We start from the raw sequence: 19,996 nt of genomic DNA, 5'->3' as shown, positions 1-19,996 counted from the left end.
AGAATCTTAAGCCTCAAGCCTCCACGAGCGGCGGCACGTTGTGATGGACGAGGTGGCTGGCGCCGTGCTCGTAACCGAGAACCGTGTAAGCGCCCGGGAACAACGCGAAACGCTTTCCTTCGGTGACCGGGAGCTCGAGCCAGCGGGCGATGAGCGCGCGTGAGAAGTGGCCGTGCCCGATCAGGATCACGTCCCGCTCGGGTAGCTGCGAACGCACCATCGACAGCACCATGTCGGTGCGGGCATGGATCTGATCGGTCTGCTCGCCGCCGGGGCACGGGTGTGTCCAGACGGTCCAATCGGGCACCGTTGCGCGGATCTCGGGCGTCGTGAGGCCTTCGTAGTCGCCGTAGTCCCATTCGGAAAGTGCAACCCAGGTTCGCTCTTCCGGCAGGCCGGCGAGATCACCCGTCAACTGTGCGCGCAGCCGCGGACTCGTCAGAATCATGGGGTTCCGGAGGTCGAGGGTTCGCAAGCGATTTCCGGTCGCGGTTGCCTGCATCTCGCCGAGCGGAGTCAGCGGAACCTCGGTCCGGCCCGTGTGTTTCCCGGTGCGTGCCCACTCGGTTTCACCGTGGCGCATGAGTACGACGCGAGCACCGAGGGGGATCGACGAGGGGGCGGACTGGGAGGTCATGTCGACCATCATTGCAGGCTGCCTCGCGTGTGTAGCTCGCCTCCTGGCGCGAAGTGCGCAAGGATCTACGTGTGACGACGGTTCTCGCAGTGGCGAATCAAAAGGGCGGCGTGGCTAAAACCACTACCGTCGCTTCTCTCGGTGCGGCTTTGTCCGCGCTCGGACAACGAGTTCTGGTGGTGGATCTCGACCCGCAGGGCTGCCTGACGTTCTCGCTCGGACACAACCCGGATCGCCTCGAGCGTTCGGTCAACGAGGTCCTGGCGGGTGATCTCGACGCGGTCGACGCCGTGCTGAAAACGGACGACGGTATGGATCTCCTGCCGGCCACCATCGATCTCGCCGGCGCCGAAGCGCTGCTCCTGATGCGACCCGGTCGAGAGTTCGCGCTCAAGCGGGCGCTGTCTCCGCTCCTGGGTTCTTACGACGTCATCATCATCGACTGCCCACCGTCGTTGGGTGTGCTCACACTCAACGGATTGACTGCGGCGCAGTCGGTTCTGGTTCCACTGCAATGCGAAACCCTCGCACACCGCGGCGTCGGACAGTTGCTGCGTACGGTTCGTGAAGTCCAAGCCATCACCAACCCGGATCTTGTTCTGCTCGGCGCACTTCCGACTCTGTACGACGCTCGAACCACGCACAGTCGCGACGTACTCGCTGACGTCAGTGACCGCTACTCCCTCGCCGTTCTGGCGCCTCCGATTCCACGCACCGTCAAGTTCGCCGAGGCCTCTGCTTCCGGCGCGACGGTCCTTGCCGGGCGAAAGAACAAGGGCGCGGATGCCTATCGAGAACTCGCCGACAATCTCGTAAAGCATTGGGCTGGAAATGAAGTCGTGACTTTCGCGCCGGAACTGGCGCTCTGAGGAAGGCGAGAGCTTCTAGCGCAGCGCAAACAAGGTATCGCCGCGCTGTTCCAGAATCGTCTCGCCCGCACTGGCGAGCACGATCGGCGTCGTCGTCTCACCGCGGTCGACTGCGATCATGCGCTGCACCGCTCCGTCCGACGGGCTGACGGCTGCAATGCCGCCCGGAACGGGGATGAGCATCTGACCGGCGACCATGCTTCCGGGCCCTGACGTTCCGTTGACGATCCACGTCGGAGCCAGGTCGCTCAGGCGGAGGTTGACCGTCTGAGAGCCGGTCCACCACGTGATCGAAGCCTTGTCGGCGTGGGTGCGGGCCCCTTCGGTCACCGCTCCCTCGATCGGATAGTCGACGATCGGATTGCCGGTTCCGTCGAAAATGGTGATGCGAGAAGCGGTTCCGTTGGCGGCAGGGAGGTAGACCGCCGTCTTCTCGCCGGCCACGGCAAGAAGGCGGGCGCCTTCGGAGCCGAGGAGAATCGATGATCCGTATTCTTCGGGTTCCTGGGCGTCCTTCGGTGCGGGGTTCATCACCGTCAACCTGTTGGAGGCTTCACCCGGGCAACGCTCGAGTACCGAGACTCGGTTGGCGCTCGACGCAGCGTCGAGCAGTGTGCATCCGGTGCGGGGTTGCTTGTTCGGATTGACCTTCGCGTCGACCCGGCCGTACTCGAGAGTTCGGACGAGGTCCGAGCGCCACAGTTCCATTCGCTCACTGCCGCGTGAGATCAGATAGGTGCCGTCCGCCGACAAACTGACCGCGGAATCGGCGTCGCTGTTGCGCTGGTCCTTTCGGGCGCCGGTGTCGGCGACCAGTGACGTGACCTGAGAGCAACCGCGATTGTCCTGATAGACGCTGACGACGCGATCCCACGAACCGATCGCACCGCACAGGGGAATGTTGCGCGCGTATCGCCACACTTCTTCGCCTGTTGCCGGGTCGCGGCCGATCACGTCGGAACCGTCGGCGGTGACGACGGCATTTCCGACGGTGATCGGTGCCGTCGAGTCGGCACTGGGAGATTCCCACATCTGCTTCAGGATGTCGGGTAACAACACCGACGTCGACAGAGGTGGGAGTGGAGATTCGGCGGTGACCGAGGTGGTTCCGCGCGCATCACTGCGCAACCACACCACGGTCACCGCCACGATTACGGCCAGCGCGATTGCCAGCGCACCGATCACATCTGAGCGAGTACGCCTTTCGGGAGCCAGCACATCGGCAGCTTACTCTGCGGCGCCTGCCGTCGCGGAAGCCGCGGGGCGACGACGCCGACGGCGACGCGGCTTGGCCGCTCCGTCTTCGTCCGAGTTCTCGGTAGCGGTTGCAGCCGGTGCCGAAGGGGGAGCTGTGGTGGCGCCGGCGGTGGTGGACGTCGCGGCGTCGGTCGAAGCACCGGCGCGGGTACGGCGGCGAGTCCGGTTGCGACGAGGCGCGGCCTTCTCTTCGTTGCCGTCGGCGTCAGCCGTCTTCGGCGCGTCTGCTTTGTCCGTTGCCGCCTTGTCGGTTGCAGCCTTCTCAGGGGCGGGCTTGGCCTTGCGAACAGTGCCCTTGGCATCGGCCGGAATCGACAGCTCTTCGTAGAGGTGCGGCGAGCTCGAGTACGTCTCGACCGGATCGGGGATTCCGAGGCTCAGTGCCTTGTCGATGAGCTGCCAGCGAGGAATGTCGTCCCAGTCGACCAGCGTGACAGCGATGCCGGTGCGTCCGGCGCGGCCGGTACGACCGATGCGGTGGACGTAGGTCTTCTCGTCCTCGGGGCACTGGTAGTTGATGACGTGGGTGACATCGTCGATGTCGATGCCGCGTGCGGCGACGTCGGTGGCGACCAGCACGTCGACCTTGCCGTTGCGGAAGCCCTTCAGGGCCTTCTCGCGGGCAATCTGTCCGAGGTCACCGTGGACGGCACCGACGGAGAAACCGCGCTCGGCGAGATCGTCGGCGACTTTCTGGGCTGTGCGCTTGGTGCGGGTGAAGATCATCGTCGCGCCGCGGCCTTCGGCCTGCAGAACACGGGCGACCATCTCGGCCTTGTCGAGAGCGTGCGCACGGTAGATGTGCTGGCTCGTGCGGTCGTGCACTGCGGAGGATTCGGCTTCCTCGGCGCGGATGTGCGTCGGCTGCGTCAGGAAGGTGCGAGCCAGGGTGATGATCGGGCCGGGCATCGTGGCGGAGAAGAGCATCGTCTGACGCTTGTCGGGGACCATGCCCATGAGGCGTTCGATGTCGGGGAGGAATCCGAGGTCGAGCATTTCGTCGGCCTCGTCGAGGACGAGAACGCCCACTTTGCCCAGGATCAGGTGCGACTGGTTGGCCAGGTCGAGCAGGCGACCCGGGGTGCCGACGACAACGTCGACGCCCTTCTGCAGTGCCGAGATCTGCGCCTCGTACGGCCGACCGCCGTAGATGGGCAGAACCTGGAGACCTCGGTCGCCGACTCGGAGGTACTTGCTGGCGTTCTCGAGGTCGCGAGCGACCTGGATGCACAGTTCGCGGGTGGGAACGATGATCAGAGCGCGAGGCGTGCCGTCGAGGACAGCCGTGCCGTTCTCGGCGGTGACGATGCGATGCAGGAGCGGGACGCCGAAACCGAAGGTCTTGCCCATTCCGGTGCGGGCCTGACCGATGAGGTCGTCACCGGCGAGAGCCAACGGAAGGGTGAGTTCCTGGATGGCGAAGGTGCGCTCGATGCCGATCTCGTTCAGTGCGCGGACGATTTCGTCGCGGACACCGAGTTCGGCGAAGCTCGGGGGTACATGGGTGTCGTCGAGCTGGACGGAAACGGTGTTCTCGGTTGCTTCGTCTTCGTGGTCGACAGTGATCTTGCTCAGGGGACTAGCCTTTCCTCGTGGCGGTACGCACGCACAAGGTAAGGGGCCAGGCCGTAAATCGGCCGATGTCGATGCCCTCTTTTTCTTCGGTCATGCCTACGCCTCAGCACTGAATTCCACTCGGACGAATTCGAACCGTCCGGAGATCTCGGCGAAGCGGGCAACAACCGTCGATGCAGGTGCGCGCACATTATCGGTGGGGTCCGCGTGAGCACAGTCGTGTCGGCTGACCTAAAGCAGCCGTCCCGGCTAACCATAAGAGCCGGGGGAACTGGCGAACTCCCAAGACCATTGTAGCTGCACGTTGTCCGCCCCTCGCGATGACATGTCGAAGATCACCGAATCGGACATGCGGTCCTTGGCGGTCGCGTCGGCCGTCGAAGCACTACAGTTCGTAGTCATGGGCGCACACGATCTTGATGCTTCGACGGACGCTGGAACCGGAGGCCGAGTCGCTTCCGATCACCCCGGCGTGATCGATTTGTTTGCCGTTCTTGCCTATGGCGAGATTTCGGCGTTCTACCGGTTGGCGGAGGACGCACAAATGGCACCGGACCTGCGAGGCAAGGTGGCGTTCGCCAGCATGGCCGCCGCCGAGATGGACCACTTCGAGACTCTGGAAACGGCGCTGACGGAACGTGGCCACGAGATCTTTGCCGTCATGGACCCGTTCGTTCGTGCTCTCGACAACTATCACGCGTCGACGACACCGTCGACGTGGCTGGAATCGCTCGTGAAGGCGTACGTCGGCGACGGAATCGCTGCCGATTTCTACCGCGAGATCGGGCACTCCCTCCCGGCGGATGTCGCCGAGATCGTCGAGGACGTGCTGTCCCAGACGGGCCACTCGGAGTTCGTGGTGCTCGAGGTGAAGGCAGCAGTGGAGGCCAGCACCCGCGCCAAGGACCGGCTGATGCTGTGGGGACGCCGTCTTCTGGGTGAAGCAATCACGCAGGCGCAGTTCGTGCTGGCGCAGCGTGAGGACCTCACGGATCTGGTGATCTCGGCCTCGGGTGACCTCAACGGAGTTGTCGCGTTGTTCGACGGTATGCAGGCAAAGCACGCCGAGCGGATGGCGATTCTCGGACTCGTCTAGGTGCCTGTTCGCTCTGGGCACAGCGTGCAGAGGAGCGTGGGCGGTCGCTGCTGCATTAGCCTTGCGTCGACAACGGATGTAATTCACGAACAGTTCGGAGGTTGACCGTGGAGGTCAAGATCGGTGTAATCGACAGCCCGCGTGAGCTCATCGTCAACAGCGAACAGACCCCTGACGAGGTCGAGACACTGGTCGCGGCTGTCCTCGGTGGCCGCGAGCCGGTTCTGGCTCTCGTCGACGACAAGGGCCGCAAGTTCCTGGTGCAGGCTTCTCGTGTGGCGTACGTGGAGATCGGTCCGTCCGATATCCGCAAGGTCGGATTCGCGCCTACCGTCTGACGCGTAGCTGTAACAGCAGAATGGGCGGGCAGTCGTGAGACTGCCCGCCCATTCTCGTTCGGGTTCCGGTTACTTGGTTTCGGCCTGCAGCGGCACGTGTGAGAGACCGCCCCACGCCAGTGTCACGGTGATTTCCACGGCCTCTTCCTTGGGGATCGGCCGCGCGGCTTCGAGCCAGTACCGCGCCGTGAACTGGCTGGCACCGACCAGACCGACGGCAAGAATGCGCGCGCGGTACGGATCGAGTCCGGAATCCTGACTGACCAGGTCGAACACGGCGTCGACGCAGGCTTCGGTGGCTTGTTCGACGCGTGTCTGGACCTGAGGTTCGCCCATGATGTCGGACTCGAACACCAGGCGGAAGCCCTGCGAGTCGTTGTCGACGAAGTCGAAGAACGCCTGGACTGCGGCGCGGACACGCTGTTTGTTGTCCGTCGTCGATCGCAGGGCCTGGCGTACGCCCGAGATGAGGCTGTCGACATAACTCTGCAGGACTGCGACATACAGTTCGAGCTTGCCTGGAAAGTGTTGGTACAGGACTGGCTTGCTGACACCGGCACACTCGGCGATCTCGTCCATGCCGGCCGAGTGGTACCCGTTCGCGACGAATACCTCACTTGCAGCCGCGAGGAGCTGGAGGCGGCGCGCATCGCGGGGGAGTCGGGTGCTGCGACGTGTTCCGGCAGGCTTGCCAGCCGTTGTACCGCGATCGGAGTCTGTCCGATCCGCGAGTTCTGTCATGTCGCTTCCAATCTGAGCAAAAGTAAATTCGGTCGGCGCGCGGATCCGCGAGTCGCGTGTGCGTACCCGCCAGTATCCTCCGTCACACCGGTCGTAGCCGAATGAACGATACCGTGTGTCGCCCGGGCGAGTCGCGCGTGCCTCGGTGAGCGAGACCAGCGGTCTTTCTCGTTACAGGACGGGTTGCCATGACACGCCAGGACCAGCATGTTTCGGTCAGCCCGGGCGAGCGACTTGCCGTGTGTGAGATTCTGGACGACGTGACTGACCCAGGGGGACCGCGCATGCGTGGACGAACTACGCAGAACCCTGAACGTGAGGAACGTCGAATGCGTAGCGGAACTGGAGCGCCCCGCGACGAACGTCGGCCAGAGGTGCCGGATGATCGTGCCTACGGCGAACGCGACTATCGCGGCATTTCCTCCCATCAGCCCTTGCGTGCCCAGTGGGATCCGACCAAACGAGAAGTGGGCCGAACCCCGCGTAATCCGCGGCCGGACCGGGCAGCGCGAAAGCAGAGCAAGCTCGGGCGCTTCGTCTCGACATACGGTTGGCGGGCCTACGCGATTCCGGTTCTCGTGGTGCTCACCATCCTCGTGATCGTCGATGCAGTACGTCCGGACGCCACAGACACCGCGAGCAAGACGTCGGCCACTGCCGACCTCGCACACAGCACCGACGGAACCGACGTCATCGGTGCGCCGCCGGCCGGAGACGGAACCTTTGCGTCGTCGATACCGTCCGGCGCTCTCCCCGACGGTGGCCCGTTCACCGTCGCGGGCGGCGGAACGTGGCACGTCGTACCGGGTACGACGGGCAAGGTCGGACAGGGAACCGAACGCGAGTTCACGTACACGGTCGAGATCGAGGACGGCGTCGACACGACCGGTTTCGGCGGTGACGAATCGTACGGACGCATGGTCGATCAGACGCTGGCAAATCCGAAGAGTTGGACCAATGATCCCAAGGTCGCGTTCCGGCGCGTCGACGCGGGCGAGCCGGACTTCCGGATCTCCTTGACCTCGCAGATGACTATCCGTGAAGGCTGCGGATACGAGATCGAACTCGAAGGATCCTGCTACAACCCGAGCATGGACCGAGTCCTGCTCAACGAACCGCGATGGGTGCGAGGCGCCATTTCGTTCCAGGGTGACATTGGTTCGTATCGGCAGTATCAGATCAATCACGAGGTCGGCCATGCCATCGGATACGCCGCTCATCAGCCGTGCGAGACCGAAGGCGGACTCGCACCGATCATGATGCAGCAGACCTTCGGAACCGCGAACAACGACATCGCTAGGCTTGATCCCGAGGGCGTCGTTCCGATGAACGGACTCACGTGCCGCTTCAATCCGTGGCCGTACCCCCGAGCGTGACCGGATCGAGAATCCCTGATCTCGTCTTGAACTAGGAGTGTTTTGCGGTGTCTGCAACACCCGTCGTATTGCCACCACTGGTGGAGCCGGCAGCCGAGTTGAGCCGGGAGGAAGTTGCCAGATACAGCCGGCACCTGATCATCCCGAACGTGGGCATGACCGGCCAGAAGCGGCTCAAGAATGCGCGAGTCCTGTTCATCGGCGCCGGTGGATTGGGTTCGCCTGCACTGCTCTATCTCGCGGCCGCAGGAGTGGGCACCATCGGGATCGTCGAGTTCGACGAGGTCGACATGTCGAACCTGCAGCGTCAGGTGATTCACGGACGCTCCGACGTCGGACGCCCGAAGGCGGTCAGCGCGAAGGAGTCGATTCTCGAGATAAACGAGCACGTCGACGTCCGGTTGCACGAATTCCGCCTGGACAACTCCAACGCCGTCGAACTGTTCTCGGAGTACGACCTGATCCTGGACGGTACGGACAACTTCGCGACGCGGTACCTCGTCAACGATGCCGCCGTCATCGCCGGAAAGCCGTACGTGTGGGGCTCGATCTACCGCTTCGAAGGGCAGGTCTCGGTCTTCTGGGAAGACGCCCCGGACGGCGCGGGACTGAATTATCGCGATCTTTACCCGGAGGCGCCGCCGCCCGGCATGGTCCCCTCGTGCGCCGAGGGTGGTGTGCTCGGAGTCCTGCCTGCGACCGTCGGTTCGATCATGGCGACCGAGGCGGTCAAGCTCATCACAGGGATCGGCGAACCGCTTCTCGGGCGCCTGATGATCTACGACGCTCTTGCGATGACGTTCCGGACGATCCGCCTTCAGCGTGATCCGACCCGCGTGCCGGTCACCGCCTTGATCGACTACGACGCGTTCTGCGGTGTCGTGTCCGAAGAGGCGAGCGCTGCTGCTGTCGGCTCGACGATCACGGCGCCGGAGCTGGAGGCCATGATCGGCGAGGGACGATCGATCGAGCTGGTAGACGTACGAGAACCGGTTGAATGGGACATCATGCATCTGCCGGGGGCGGTGCTGATCCCGAAGGACCGCATCCTTTCCGGTGAAGCTCTGGCGACGTTGCCGCAGAACAAGCAGATAGTTCTGTACTGCAAAACCGGCATTCGTTCGGCCGAGGCACTGGCCTTTCTCAAGAACGCCGGTTTCTCCGACGCAGTTCATGTTCAAGGCGGCGCGATCGCCTGGGCGAACCAGGTGGATGCGAGTCTGCCGGTCTACTAGGCGCGCCTCGCGGGAGGCGGCGCCGCGCACCGGTAGCGTTGGGGTGTGAGCACAGGCCAACCTCCCCAGCACGTGTGCTCCACCTTCGGCCTCCGTGAAGTCGATCCCATCCCACTCGGTGCGGATTGGGACGGCGGGTGGCTGTGTGGAGACGTCGTCCTTTCAGCAGTCGCGGATCATGCCCGCGCAGCGTGGTCGGCGAAGGTGCGAGAGAACCTCGAAGTCGACGGCGTTCGGCTGGCTCGACCGGTGCGTTCGACTGACGGTCGTTACGTCGTCTCGGGCTGGCGCGCTGACACATTCATCGTCGGATCGCCGGAACCACGTCACGACGAAGTGGTCTCGATGTCCTGCCGACTGCATGCGGCGACGGCCTCGCTCGAGCGCCCGCGCTTCCTTGCACAACCGCCGGTGCCGCCGTGGGCCGAGGTCGACGTATTCGTCGCCGCTGATCGCGCGGCATGGGAAACGGTTCCGCTGAGGATCGCGAAGGGCGTCGAGCAACTCGAGACGCCCACTCCTGACGGTCGCAAAAGTCTGGAACTGATTGCCGGGCTCGCTACTTTGCGGAAGCCGGTGCAGAGCCCGGACCAGCTCGTGCACGGCGATCTGTTCGGGACGGTGCTGTTCTCGGGCAGTATGGCCCCCGGAATCACCGACATCACGCCGTATTGGCGACCGGCTGCGTGGGCCGCTGCCGTCGCTGTGGTCGACGCGATCTCGTGGGGCGGTGCCGACGAGGCACTGGTCGGCCGGTGGGAAGACCTTCCCGAGTGGCCGCAGATGCTTCTACGTGCGGTGATGTTCCGCTTGGCAGTTCATGTTCTGCATCCCCGCTCGACGGCGGACGCGTTCCCGGGGTTGGCCCGTACTTCCGACATCGTGCGCTTGCTGCTCTAGATCGGGGCGCCGGTACCGAAGTCCGAGACCAGGCCCTCGAACAGCTCGCGTGCGGCGTTCGAGGCGGCCACGGTGTTTCCGTCGACGACAGCGTTGACGAGGTTCGCGTGCTGCGAGTGGAATCCTTCGCCGGTTGCATCGATGTGCTGTTGGATCGTGGTCTCGATGACCGGGAGCAGGGAGTCGTAGAACTCCAGGTAGACCTCGTTGTGGCTGGCCGCGACGATTGCTCGGTGCAGGGCGACGTCCGCGGTGGTGGCAGCGTCGATGTCCTGACCCTCCCATGACGCGGTTCGAAGCTCGAGTAGTCGCGTCAGTTCGGCGATGTCGTCTTCGGTTCGCCGTGCGGCGGCGAGGGTGGCCGCGGTGATGTCGAGTGCGCGCCGAAGTTCGAGTACATCCCGTTGGTGGGCGCCGGCAAAGTAGTTGCCGAGAGTGCCACCGAGGTCGGAGACAGCAACGACGTAGGTGCCCGATCCCTGACGACGTTCCAGCATTCCGGCGTGAACGAGCGCCTGGACCGCCTCGCGCACGGTATTGCGACCGGTCCCGGTCAGCTCCGACAGTTCCGGTTCGGTGGGGATTTTGGAACCGATCGGCCAGGTTCCGCTCCGGATCTCGTTGCGGAGTTGTTCGGTGACCTGCGAGATGAGACTTGCGCGTCGAACGGGTTGCACGTGGTTGTTTCCTCGGATCCGGGTAAGTGGTGTGAATGTGACGTTAGATTACCGCGCTTGTGCGAGTTCGTCCGGTCATCCTATGATTTGCCGGTGACTGCTCAACTGGAGAGAACCGAAACCCGCTCGTTGATACAAGGCCGTGTGCTCGTCTTCGCAGCGATTGCGATGTCTGCGCTCGTACTTCGACTTGCGGTGACCTCGTTCTCGCCCTTGGCGGCCGAGATTCGCGACGAGATCGGCTTCTCCGCCTCGATCGTCGGTGTCTTCGGCATGGTTCCGACCGCAATGTTCGCCATCTTCGGTCTCATCACTCCCGCCATCGCGAAACGTATCGGGCTCGAGCGAACGGCCCTCGTCGCGATGCTCATGGCCGGCGTCGGAATGCTGTTGCGCGCCATGATGTCTCAGACATGGTCGTTGCTGGCCCTCTCAGCTCTGGCACTGGCAGGCATGGGAATCGGCAATGTCGTGATCCCGCCGTTGGTCAAGCGGTACTTCTCGGATCGCCTCGCCACCATGAGTTCGGTCTACATCGTGGCCGTGCAGATCGGCACCATCGTTCCGGCGTTCGTCGCAGTCCCGGTTGCCGACGCCTTCGGGTGGCGGTTCTCGATCGGCTGGTGGTCCGCCTTCGGCTTCGCCGCAGCAGTGCCGTGGTTGATCACCCTCGCTCGCTCGCGCAAAGCTCGCGCGAACGAAGCCGGGTCCGTCGAGAATGCATCGGATTCGGTTGCGGCAGTGGCAGAACAGCCACGCGGTCAGGTCTGGCGTTCTCCCGTGGCCTGGGGGATGGCCGGCATGTTCGGCATGACCTCACTGATCACGTATTCGATGTTCACGTGGATTCCCTCGATCCTTCGCGACGCCGGAGCCAGTGATGCGTTCGGCGGAACGATGGTCGGAATGTTCTCGGTGATCGGGCTCGTCGCGGCGTTCGGTGCGCCGACCCTGTGCGCCCGCATGGCCAATCCCTTCCCTGTCGTGATCGCGTGTGCCGTCTGCTACCTGGTCGGCATGGGCGGGCTGTACTTTGCCCCGATGGCGGCGCCGGTCGTGTGGGTTGTCGTCCTGGGCCTCGGTCCGAGCACGTTCCCGATGTCGCTCACGCTGATCAACCTGCGTACTCGTTCGCACATCGGTTCCTCGGCACTGTCCGGCTTCACCCAGGGCATCGGCTACTCCGTTGCCTGCCTCGGTCCGCTCCTGTTCGGCGTTTTCCACGACGTGTCCGGTGGATACGCTGCGCCGTTCGGCCTGCTCGTCGTCGCGGTGATCGTGGTGCTCCTGGGCGCCTACCAGGCATGCAAGCCTCGGATGCTCGAGGATTCCTGGCACGCACCTGCGAAAAACTAGCTCACACCCGGTCTTGTTACCGGGTGAGGATCAATTGACTTCGCGGTCATCGCACGCAGCACCGGCGCAATAACCGTTTTCTACCTTTGGGTCTCCAACATATTCAGGAGGCCCTGGTGAGTCATTACATCGAGCATTGGGATGCAGAGGACGTCGACGCCTGGGAATCCGGCGGCAAGGACATCGCGAAGCGGAACCTGATCTGGTCAGTGGTAGCCGAACACGTCGGCTTCTCGATCTGGTCGATCTGGTCCGTGATGGTGTTGTTCATGCCGACGGATATCTACGGCATCGACGCGGCCGGAAAGTTCTTCCTCGTCGCAGTGCCCACACTTGTCGGGTCGGTCCTCCGCATTCCATACACGGTTGCCACCGCACGGTTCGGTGGTCGCAACTGGACCGTCATGAGTGCGCTGTTCCTCTTCGTACCAACACTTCTCACGCTCTACCTGATGATGAACCCGGGTGCGTCGTACACCACGTTCATGTTGGTAGCGGCCACTGCAGGTATCGGCGGCGGCAACTTCGCGTCGTCGATGACCAACATCAATGCCTTCTACCCGCAACGCCTCAAGGGGTGGGCGCTCGGTCTCAATGCCGGCGGCGGCAACATCGGTGTGCCGATGATCCAGCTGATCGGTCTGCTGGTGATCGCCACCGTCGGTAACCGTGCTCCGTGGATCGTGTGCGCTGTCTATCTCGTGTTCATTGCGGCCGCTGCCGTCGGTGCCGCGCTGTTCATGGACAACCTGGGCAACCAGAAGTCGGACCTGCGCTCGATGGCCAAGGCACTCAAGTTCTCCGAGTCGTGGGTGATCAGCTTCCTGTACATCGGTACGTTCGGTTCCTTCATCGGATTCAGCTTCGCCTTCGGTCAGGTTCTGCAGATCAACTTCCTCGCCGGCGGTGCCACTCCGGCCGCGGCCGCGCTGCATGCAGCACAGATCGCCTTCATCGGTCCTCTCCTCGGTTCGATCGCCCGGCCCCTCGGCGGCAAACTGGCCGACCGGATCGGCGGCGGCAAGATCACCATGTGGACGTTTGTCGCCATGGCATTCGCTGCATCGATTCTCGTGACGGCCGGAACGATGGACGACAACACCGCGGGCGTCGCCAGCGCCGGAATCATGGTGACCTTCGTTCTCGGATTCATCGCCCTGTTCCTGCTCTCCGGCATCGGAAACGGATCCGTTTACAAGATGATCCCGGCGATCTTCGAGGCGAAGGCTCAGAGCTTCGATCACATGGATCGAAGCGAGAAGGCAACGTGGTCGCGCAGTATCTCCGGTGCTCTCATCGGATTTGCCGGTGCGGTAGGCGGTTTGGGCGGCGTCGGCATCAACCTGGTGCTGCGCGCGTCGTACAGCAGCCCCGCGAAGTCGGCGACCATGGCCTTCTGGGTTTTCCTGGCCTTCTACATCGCCTGCATCGCAGTCACCTGGTTCGTCTTCCTGCGCAAGCCGTCGACGCTGACCACAGACGTCGACGAGGCGAAGGTCGCAGTCACGGCGTGAGCGGTCCGCGGAATCTCAGAACTATCTCGTACCTCAGGAAGTAGGCGTCATGAGCAAGTCGGTTGTTGTCATCGGACACGGAATGGTCGGACACCGATTCGTCGAGGCACTGCGTTCGCGCGACGAAGCGAACAACTGGTCGGTGACCGTACTCTGCGACGAGCAGTACGCAGCGTACGACCGAGTCGGGCTGTCCTCGTACGTCGGAGCGTGGGACCCCAAGGAATTGGCACTGGCCGGCAACGATTACGTCGGTGACGGCCTGGTCGATCTCCGAGTGGGGGAAGGCGCGCTCTCGATCGACAAAGATGCACGCACGGTCACGACGACAACCGGCGAGACGATCTCCTACGACGCTCTGGTGATGGCGACCGGTTCGTATCCGTTCGTGCCTCCCGTACCGGGGCACGACGGCGACGGATGTTTTGTCTACCGCACCCTCGACGACCTCGACGGTATCCGGGCCGCCGCCGAGAAGGCGGGTCCTGGCGCTGTCGGCGTCGTGGTGGGCGGCGGTCTTCTCGGACTCGAGGCGGCAAATGCTCTCTCGCTCATGGGAATGACGGCACATGTCGTCGAACACAATGCGCGATTGATGCCGATGCAGGTCGACGAGGGCGGCGGCGCACTGCTCGCTCGCCTCGTCACCGAACTCGGTCTCACCGTTCACACCGGAGTCGGGACGGCGGGAATCTCGCAGGCCGACAACGGAATTGTGGTCGAACTCTCCGACGGCTCCACCATCGACGCGTCGCTGCTCGTCTTCTCCGCCGGAGTTCGTCCGCGTGATCAGCTGGCCCGCGACGCCGGCATCGCAGTGGGGGAGCGCGGCGGCATCCTGACCGACCTCGGCTGCGTGACTTCGGACGAGAACATCTATGCCGTCGGAGAATGTGCTGCGGTGGAAGGCCGTTGCTACGGTCTGGTTGCTCCCGGCTACACGACGGCCGAGATCGTGGCCGATCGTCTGCTCGGCGGCGCCGCGGATTTCCCGGGCGCCGACATGTCCACCAAGCTCAAGCTCATGGGCGTCGACGTCGCCAGTTTCGGTGACGCGATGGCGACCTCACCGGGAGCTCTCGAAGTTGTCCTCAGCGACGCGTCCAAGGGGACGTACGCGAAGCTCGTGGTCTCCGATGATGCGAAGATCCTGCTCGGCGGCATTCTTGTCGGTGACGCATCGGCCTACGCGTCACTGCGCCCGCTGGTCGGTCGCGAACTACCCGGTGACCCGGCGACATTGATCTCGCCTGCGGGGGAGAAGCCGGGTGCAGGCTCGCTGCCCGACGATGCCGAGGTGTGCTCGTGCAACGCGGTGACCAAGGGAGCCATCTGCGGCGCAATCGCGGCCGGCGCATGCGACATTGCTTCGGTGAAGGCGTGCACCAGCGCCGGAACCACCTGTGGCGGTTGCCTTCCCACTGTGAAGCAGCTGCTGGCCGATTCCGGCGTCGTGATGTCGAAGGCACTGTGCGAGCATTTTGCGCAATCGCGGGCCGAGTTGTTCCAGATCGTCCAGTCGACGCAGACCAGAACCTTCTCGGCGCTGATCGCCAAGTACGGCAAGGGCGCCGGTTGCGACATCTGCAAGCCCGTAGTCGCTTCGATTCTGGCATCGACGGACTCCGATCACATCCTGCACCGCCAGCAGGCGTCGTTGCAGGACACCAACGATCACTTCCTCGCGAACATCCAGAAGAACGGTACGTACTCCGTGGTACCTCGTATGCCTGGCGGCGAGGTCACGGGTGAGCAGCTCATCGTCATCGGTGAGGTGGCGCGTGACTTCGGCTTGTACACGAAGGTGACCGGCGGTCAGCGCATCGACTTGTTCGGGGCTCGTGTCGAACAGTTGCCCGCGATCTGGAAGCGTCTCGTCGACGCCGGGATGGAATCGGGTCAGGCGTACGGCAAGTCCCTGCGGACGGTCAAGAGCTGCGTCGGTTCGAGCTGGTGCCGCTACGGTGTTCAGGACTCGGTGGGAATGGCCGTCGACCTCGAGAACCGCTACCGCGGCCTGCGTTCGCCGCACAAGATCAAGTTCGGCGTCTCGGGATGTGCTCGTGAATGCGCCGAAGCGCGTGGCAAGGACGTCGGCGTCATCGCGACGGAGAACGGTTGGAATCTGTATGTGGGCGGCAACGGCGGACAGTCGCCCAAACACGCTCAGCTGCTTGCCGGAGGCCTCGACGACGCAACCTTGGTCAAGTACATCGACCGCTACCTCATGTTCTACATCCGCACCGCCGATCGCCTCCAGCGCACGGCGCCGTGGGTCGAATCACTCGAAGGCGGACTCGATCACCTCAAGGCCGTTATTTGTGAAGACAGCCTGGGAATCGGCGAAGAACTCGAGGCTCTGATGGCCAAGCACGTCGAGGGCTACCAGGACGAATGGGCTGGTGTGCTGGGTGATCCGGAGAAGTTGTCGAGGTTTGTCTCGTTCGTCAACGCACCGGAAGAAGCCGACCCGACGGTTGTGTTCGACGAGACCGGAGTGCGCAAGGTTCCAGTCCTGATGGGTATGCCGAGCATCCCTACGCGCCGGTAATAGTCGCGTAACCCGTGGGAAACACGGGGTCCGTAGAAACGTAGACAAGAACCCGCGCGACGTTGTCGCCGGATCGACAGGAGGACTTCGATGAGTGTCATCGATGCGCAGATCGCCAAGCTGGATTCGGATCGACTCGAATGGACGTCGGCCTGCCCGCTGAGCCATCTGATCCCTGGGCGCGGGGTCGCCGTGCTTCTTCGCGGCGGCGAGCAGGTGGCGCTGTTCCTGCTAGAGGACGGCACACTGCGGGCTGTCAGCAACTTCGATCCGTACGGCCGCGCCGCGGTGATGTCACGCGGACTCGTCGGCGACCGGGACGGTGAACCGATCGTGGTCTCGCCGCTGCTCAAGCAGGCGTTCTCGCTGGTCGACGGCCGAGCGCTGGACGACTCCGCGGTCGCGCTGCCGGTATACGGAGTTCGCGTGTGGGCCGGCGTCGTTCAGGTACACAGCCTTCAGATGCAGGGCGTTCGCTCGACTGTCGCCGATGCAGTCTCGTGAGTGACGACATGCCGTTGGCTGGATTCACGGTAGGTATCACCGCTTCGCGCCGCGCCGAGGAATTCGCGACGTTGCTGACTCGTCGGGGAGCGGACGTCGTTCACGCTCCGGCGATTCGGATCATCCCTCTCGCCGACGACCGCGAGCTCGAAAGGGTGACACAGCAGATCATCTCGGATCCTCCCGAGGTGGTTGTCGCCACCACCGGGATCGGATTCCGGGGTTGGCTGGAAGCAGCCGACGGGTGGGGTGAGGCGGAAAATCTCGGATCCGCGTTGGGCTCGGCTCGTCTGCTCGCGCGCGGACCCAAGGCGAAAGGGGCAATCCGCGCGGCCGACCTTCGTGAAGAATGGTCTCCGGCATCCGAGTCTTCCGCCGAAGTGCTCGAACATCTTCTTGCAGAAGGTGTCTCGGGAAAACGAATCGCCGTTCAACTGCACGGCGCCACTACCGAATGGGAGCCGATTCCCGATTTCTGTCAGGTGCTGCGCGACGCGGGCGCCGAGGTCATCGCGGTCCCTGTCTATCGATGGGAACCGCCGGAGGATCCGACGCTGCTCGACCGGATGATCGACGCCATCGCTTCAGCTGGAATCGACGCCGTCAGCTTCACCAGTGCACCGGCCGTTGCGTCGATGTTGATGCGCGCCGACAAGACCGGGGATCTCGGCGACATTCTCGACGCGATGCGGGGTCCGGTGGCGGCAATGTGCGTCGGCCCGGTCACCTCGGCGCCGCTCGAAGCCTTGAATGTACCGACCACAGCCCCGGCGCGGGCGCGTCTCGGGGCGCTCGCGCGACACATCGTCGACGAACTCCCGCAGCGAGCCAACAAGATTCAAGCCGGTGAACACGAAATCAGCATCCGCGGCGGTTGCGTCGTCGTGGACGGTGAAGTGAAGCAATTGCCGCCGGCTGCGATGTCGTTGATCCGTACTCTCGGTGCCAGCCCCGGCCGAGTCGTCTCCCGCGACGAACTTCTGGCATCTCTTCCCGGAGGCGGCGGCGACACCCATGCCGTCGAGACCGCCGTCGCCCGATTGCGCGCGTGCCTCGGTGCGCCCAAAGCCGTTCAGACCGTGGTCAAGCGGGGCTATCGACTTGCCCTCGACCCCGGCGACTACGTACAGAATCCAGGTGACTATGCAACGCGATGACGATGTACTCGTACTGGTAGCTCACGGCACGCGTAGCCCACGCGGCGTGGAAATGGTTGCCGCCCTGGCCGAAGCCGTCGGCACGCGCGTCGGGCGCACGCGCGTTGCCTTTGTCGACGTGCTCGGTCCGTCACCTTCTGAAGTCCTCCGGGACACTCCGGGGCGAGCGATTCTCGTACCGGCCTTCCTGGCGTCCGGCTACCACGTTCACACCGATGTTCGACGCGAAGTGGCGATCAGTGAGCACTCGGCTGTGACTGTGACGCCCGCACTCGGACCCGATCCGGCGCTTGCGCGCGTGCTGCTCCGACGCTTGACCGAAGCGGGGTGGAGTCCAGGCGACGCGATAGTGCTTGCTGCCGCCGGGTCCTCCGATGCGCGGGCGCTGCGAGACGTCGAGCGTGCTGCGCTGATGCTCGCCGAAGCGGCGGGGATCCGGGTGGACATCGGATACATCGCGACCGGGGAACCGAAGGTAGCCGATGTCGTTGCAGCAGCACGCGTTCGCGGCGCGAAGCGAGTGTTCGTTGCCTCGTACCTCCTCGCACACGGACTGTTTCACGAAAGATTGCACGCTGCAGGAGCCGATGGTGTGACCGAACCGCTCGGCGTCGATCCGGGAGTGGTGGACCTTGTCGTGAATCGGTATGAGAGTGCGCGAAGGGAACTAGTATCGCTGCATGACGTCTCACTCCGTAACGCCGACGTATGCCGACCTGGTCGCCGCAGTTCGTGAATCCGACGTCAAGGCACAGGCTCTCATCGGTGCACTGACCGAAGAGCAGGCGCGTGAGCCCTCCGGGCTCCCCGGGTGGAGCCGGGGACACGTCGTGACGCACATGTCGCGCAACGCCGACGCGCTGGGCAGATTTGTCGCCGGAGTGCAGGGCGGCGAATCGGGGGAGATGTATCCCGGGGGACCGGACGCGCGCAATGCTGCAATCGAGGAAGGTGCAGATCGCCCGGCTGAGTTGTTGGCTCTCGACTACCGCTTCTCGGGAACGAGACTGGTCGACGCGTTGTGCGAGATCCAGGCAGATCGACTGGACACGCCGGTGCCGTGGCGCAAACCTGTGACGGCATTCGATCTGCCGATTCTGCGCTGGAACGAGATCGAGATTCACCTGATGGACCTCGACATCGGCTACACCTGCCACGACTGGCCTGCCGAGTTCGTGGAATTCACTCTCGCCCGTCAGTTGGGCGCACTCGAGACAGCGGTCCCGGGTGTACGTGTTCCTTCGCTGTCGGATGCGGAGACCTTGGCCTGGTTGGTCGGGAGGCCGACGAGGGTGGGGCTGCCTACCCTCCCTGCCTGGCCTTTCTGAGACACGGCCTTTCTGAGACACGGCCTTTCTGAGAGTTAGAACAGGGTGGGGGCGCTGACGTCGTTGCGTGCTTGGGCCAACCGCGCACTCCACCGTTTCACCAACCACATCTCGACGATCTCGGGTTGGGTGCCGGCGGCATAGGCCCAACTGTCGAGCAGTTCGCAGTACCGGCGGTAGCGACGCGTCGTGAAGCCCGTGACGGAAGGATCCTCGAGCCAGCCCTCGTGGATGAGTGTCGAGACGCCGTACTGATCGATCATCTGAGCGCGTCGGCCTTCGTCCTGTACGCCCACCGCCCACATGAAAGCGGCCATGAGTGATACCCCCACGCCGGGCGTGAGTGGCCACCCGGACCAGGTGTCGCGCCGCACGACCGGCATCGACTTGTTTTTCGAACAGTGATCGAGAATGGCTGTGATCTGGGTCAGCGGATCCTCGTCTTCGCGGTGATGCGGATTGAAGACGTTGGGGAACCGCCGCGTGAACCGTCTGCTTTCGTGCGAGCCTTGCCAGGCCGCGCAGAGAAACAGCAGTCCGAGGCCGTCGTGCTGGGCGACAACGAGGTCGCTCGACGGGCGAAGGTCGTTGCGTTGAACGATGGCTCGGCCTTCGGTGATCACTTTGCCGTCGAGATCACGCCCGCGCAGGCTGATGGTGTGGCCGGCGTCCTTCAGGTGCGCATTCCACCAATCCAGGTCGACGGTCGCTTCGTCGTCGAGGACGTGCAGTGGAAAGGTGCGGGAGCGGCACCACTCGACCAATGCGTCCGGCGGTTCGAATCCTTCGTCGACACGATTCATGGCGCGATGATCCCACGAGTCGCCGACAGGAATTCGTCCGACGCGCAGGTCACCGAGATGGAACCGGACACTCGCGGTACGC

19 protein-coding genes are annotated in these 19,996 nt (G+C 63.8%); 13 read left to right on the top strand and 6 right to left on the bottom strand.

Annotated features, from left to right (window positions below; translation table 11 throughout):
* Window positions 1-13 precede the first annotated feature (13 nt).
* Window positions 14-637 (bottom strand): acid phosphatase, encoded by a 624-nt coding sequence (locus H7C86_RS04370; RefSeq protein ID WP_182261142.1) that lies wholly within the window; start codon window positions 635-637, stop codon window positions 14-16.
* A 71-nt stretch (window positions 638-708) separates the two neighbouring features.
* On the opposite strand from H7C86_RS04370, the gene H7C86_RS04365 reads away from it, so the two are divergent.
* Window positions 709-1,506: a ParA family protein gene (locus H7C86_RS04365; RefSeq protein ID WP_003940948.1), complete on the top strand. Its 798-nt coding sequence runs from the start codon at window positions 709-711 to the stop codon at window positions 1,504-1,506.
* 15 nt (window positions 1,507-1,521) lie between these two features.
* On the opposite strand, the gene H7C86_RS04360 is transcribed toward H7C86_RS04365, so the two are convergent.
* A complete protein-coding gene (locus tag H7C86_RS04360) occupies window positions 1,522-2,724 on the bottom strand; it encodes a PQQ-binding-like beta-propeller repeat protein (protein WP_019747803.1) in 1,203 nt (400 codons plus the stop codon).
* A gap of 9 nt (window positions 2,725-2,733) precedes the next feature.
* On the bottom strand, window positions 2,734-4,338 hold the full coding sequence (locus tag H7C86_RS04355; protein WP_029537929.1) for a DEAD/DEAH box helicase: 1,605 nt from the start codon (window positions 4,336-4,338) through the stop codon (window positions 2,734-2,736).
* Window positions 4,339-4,738: 400 nt separating this feature from the next.
* Here H7C86_RS04355 and H7C86_RS04350 point away from each other — a divergent pair, with 400 nt between their 5' ends.
* Together H7C86_RS04350 and H7C86_RS04345 are read left to right on the top strand one after the other, a co-directional pair.
* Window positions 4,739-5,434, top strand: coding sequence for a ferritin-like fold-containing protein (locus H7C86_RS04350; protein WP_029255047.1), 696 nt, complete (start codon window positions 4,739-4,741; stop codon window positions 5,432-5,434).
* Window positions 5,435-5,541: 107 nt separating this feature from the next.
* Window positions 5,542-5,772: a DUF3107 domain-containing protein gene (locus H7C86_RS04345; protein WP_003942312.1), complete on the top strand. Its 231-nt coding sequence runs from the start codon at window positions 5,542-5,544 to the stop codon at window positions 5,770-5,772.
* Between the two features lie 69 nt (window positions 5,773-5,841).
* Here the strand turns inward: H7C86_RS04345 and H7C86_RS04340 are convergent, their stop codons facing one another.
* Complete coding sequence (locus H7C86_RS04340) at window positions 5,842-6,513, bottom strand: TetR/AcrR family transcriptional regulator (RefSeq protein WP_003942309.1); 672 nt, start codon at window positions 6,511-6,513, stop codon at window positions 5,842-5,844.
* A 329-nt stretch (window positions 6,514-6,842) separates the two neighbouring features.
* Between H7C86_RS04340 and H7C86_RS04335 the strand changes: the two genes are divergently transcribed.
* Genes H7C86_RS04335 through H7C86_RS04325 form a run of 3 tightly spaced genes read left to right on the top strand, consistent with a single transcriptional unit; the run spans window position 6,843 to window position 10,024 of the window.
* Window positions 6,843-7,889, top strand: coding sequence for a DUF3152 domain-containing protein (locus H7C86_RS04335; protein WP_153212496.1), 1,047 nt, complete (start codon window positions 6,843-6,845; stop codon window positions 7,887-7,889).
* A 47-nt stretch (window positions 7,890-7,936) separates the two neighbouring features.
* Window positions 7,937-9,124, top strand: a complete 1,188-nt coding sequence (gene moeZ / locus H7C86_RS04330) for an adenylyltransferase/sulfurtransferase MoeZ (RefSeq protein ID WP_019747808.1) — start codon at window positions 7,937-7,939, stop codon at window positions 9,122-9,124.
* 45 nt (window positions 9,125-9,169) lie between these two features.
* Window positions 9,170-10,024 (top strand): TIGR02569 family protein, encoded by an 855-nt coding sequence (locus H7C86_RS04325; RefSeq protein ID WP_007731227.1) that lies wholly within the window; start codon window positions 9,170-9,172, stop codon window positions 10,022-10,024.
* On the opposite strand, the gene H7C86_RS04320 is transcribed toward H7C86_RS04325, so the two are convergent.
* The gene (locus tag H7C86_RS04320) at window positions 10,021-10,701 is read right to left on the bottom strand and encodes a FadR/GntR family transcriptional regulator (RefSeq protein WP_020907120.1); all 681 of its coding nucleotides are present in this window, start codon (window positions 10,699-10,701) and stop codon (window positions 10,021-10,023) included. The two genes, H7C86_RS04325 and H7C86_RS04320, sit on opposite strands and share 4 nt — an antisense overlap.
* Before the next feature lie 93 nt (window positions 10,702-10,794).
* On the opposite strand from H7C86_RS04320, the gene H7C86_RS04315 reads away from it, so the two are divergent.
* The 7 genes from H7C86_RS04315 (at window position 10,795) to H7C86_RS04285 (ending at window position 19,111) form a co-directional block, all read left to right on the top strand.
* A complete protein-coding gene (locus tag H7C86_RS04315) occupies window positions 10,795-12,057 on the top strand; it encodes an MFS transporter (RefSeq protein ID WP_019747810.1) in 1,263 nt (420 codons plus the stop codon).
* Window positions 12,058-12,170: 113 nt separating this feature from the next.
* On the top strand, window positions 12,171-13,571 hold the full coding sequence (locus tag H7C86_RS04310; protein WP_085989607.1) for a nitrate/nitrite transporter: 1,401 nt from the start codon (window positions 12,171-12,173) through the stop codon (window positions 13,569-13,571).
* A 49-nt stretch (window positions 13,572-13,620) separates the two neighbouring features.
* Window positions 13,621-16,122: a nitrite reductase large subunit NirB gene (gene nirB, locus H7C86_RS04305; protein ID WP_070386895.1), complete on the top strand. Its 2,502-nt coding sequence runs from the start codon at window positions 13,621-13,623 to the stop codon at window positions 16,120-16,122.
* Window positions 16,123-16,212: 90 nt separating this feature from the next.
* Window positions 16,213-16,626 (top strand): nitrite reductase small subunit NirD, encoded by a 414-nt coding sequence (nirD, locus tag H7C86_RS04300; protein ID WP_019747813.1) that lies wholly within the window; start codon window positions 16,213-16,215, stop codon window positions 16,624-16,626.
* A complete protein-coding gene (locus H7C86_RS04295) occupies window positions 16,623-17,783 on the top strand; it encodes a uroporphyrinogen-III synthase (RefSeq protein WP_019747814.1) in 1,161 nt (386 codons plus the stop codon). Before nirD ends, H7C86_RS04295 begins: the two co-directional genes overlap by 4 nt.
* Window positions 17,770-18,519: a sirohydrochlorin chelatase gene (locus H7C86_RS04290; protein ID WP_019747815.1), complete on the top strand. Its 750-nt coding sequence runs from the start codon at window positions 17,770-17,772 to the stop codon at window positions 18,517-18,519. Before H7C86_RS04295 ends, H7C86_RS04290 begins: the two co-directional genes overlap by 14 nt.
* Window positions 18,464-19,111, top strand: coding sequence for a maleylpyruvate isomerase family mycothiol-dependent enzyme (locus H7C86_RS04285; RefSeq protein ID WP_069145901.1), 648 nt, complete (start codon window positions 18,464-18,466; stop codon window positions 19,109-19,111). The genes H7C86_RS04290 and H7C86_RS04285 overlap by 56 nt, the downstream gene beginning before the upstream one ends.
* A gap of 35 nt (window positions 19,112-19,146) precedes the next feature.
* On the opposite strand, the gene H7C86_RS04280 is transcribed toward H7C86_RS04285, so the two are convergent.
* Window positions 19,147-19,914: a hypothetical protein gene (locus tag H7C86_RS04280; RefSeq protein ID WP_003942311.1), complete on the bottom strand. Its 768-nt coding sequence runs from the start codon at window positions 19,912-19,914 to the stop codon at window positions 19,147-19,149.
* Between the last annotated feature and the right edge of the window lie 82 nt (window positions 19,915-19,996).

It is taken from the genome of Rhodococcus sp. UFZ-B548 (assembly GCF_903819475.1).
Lineage (GTDB): Bacteria > Actinomycetota > Actinomycetes > Mycobacteriales > Mycobacteriaceae > Rhodococcus_F > Rhodococcus_F erythropolis.
This window is presented reverse-complemented; position numbering and strand designations above follow the sequence as displayed.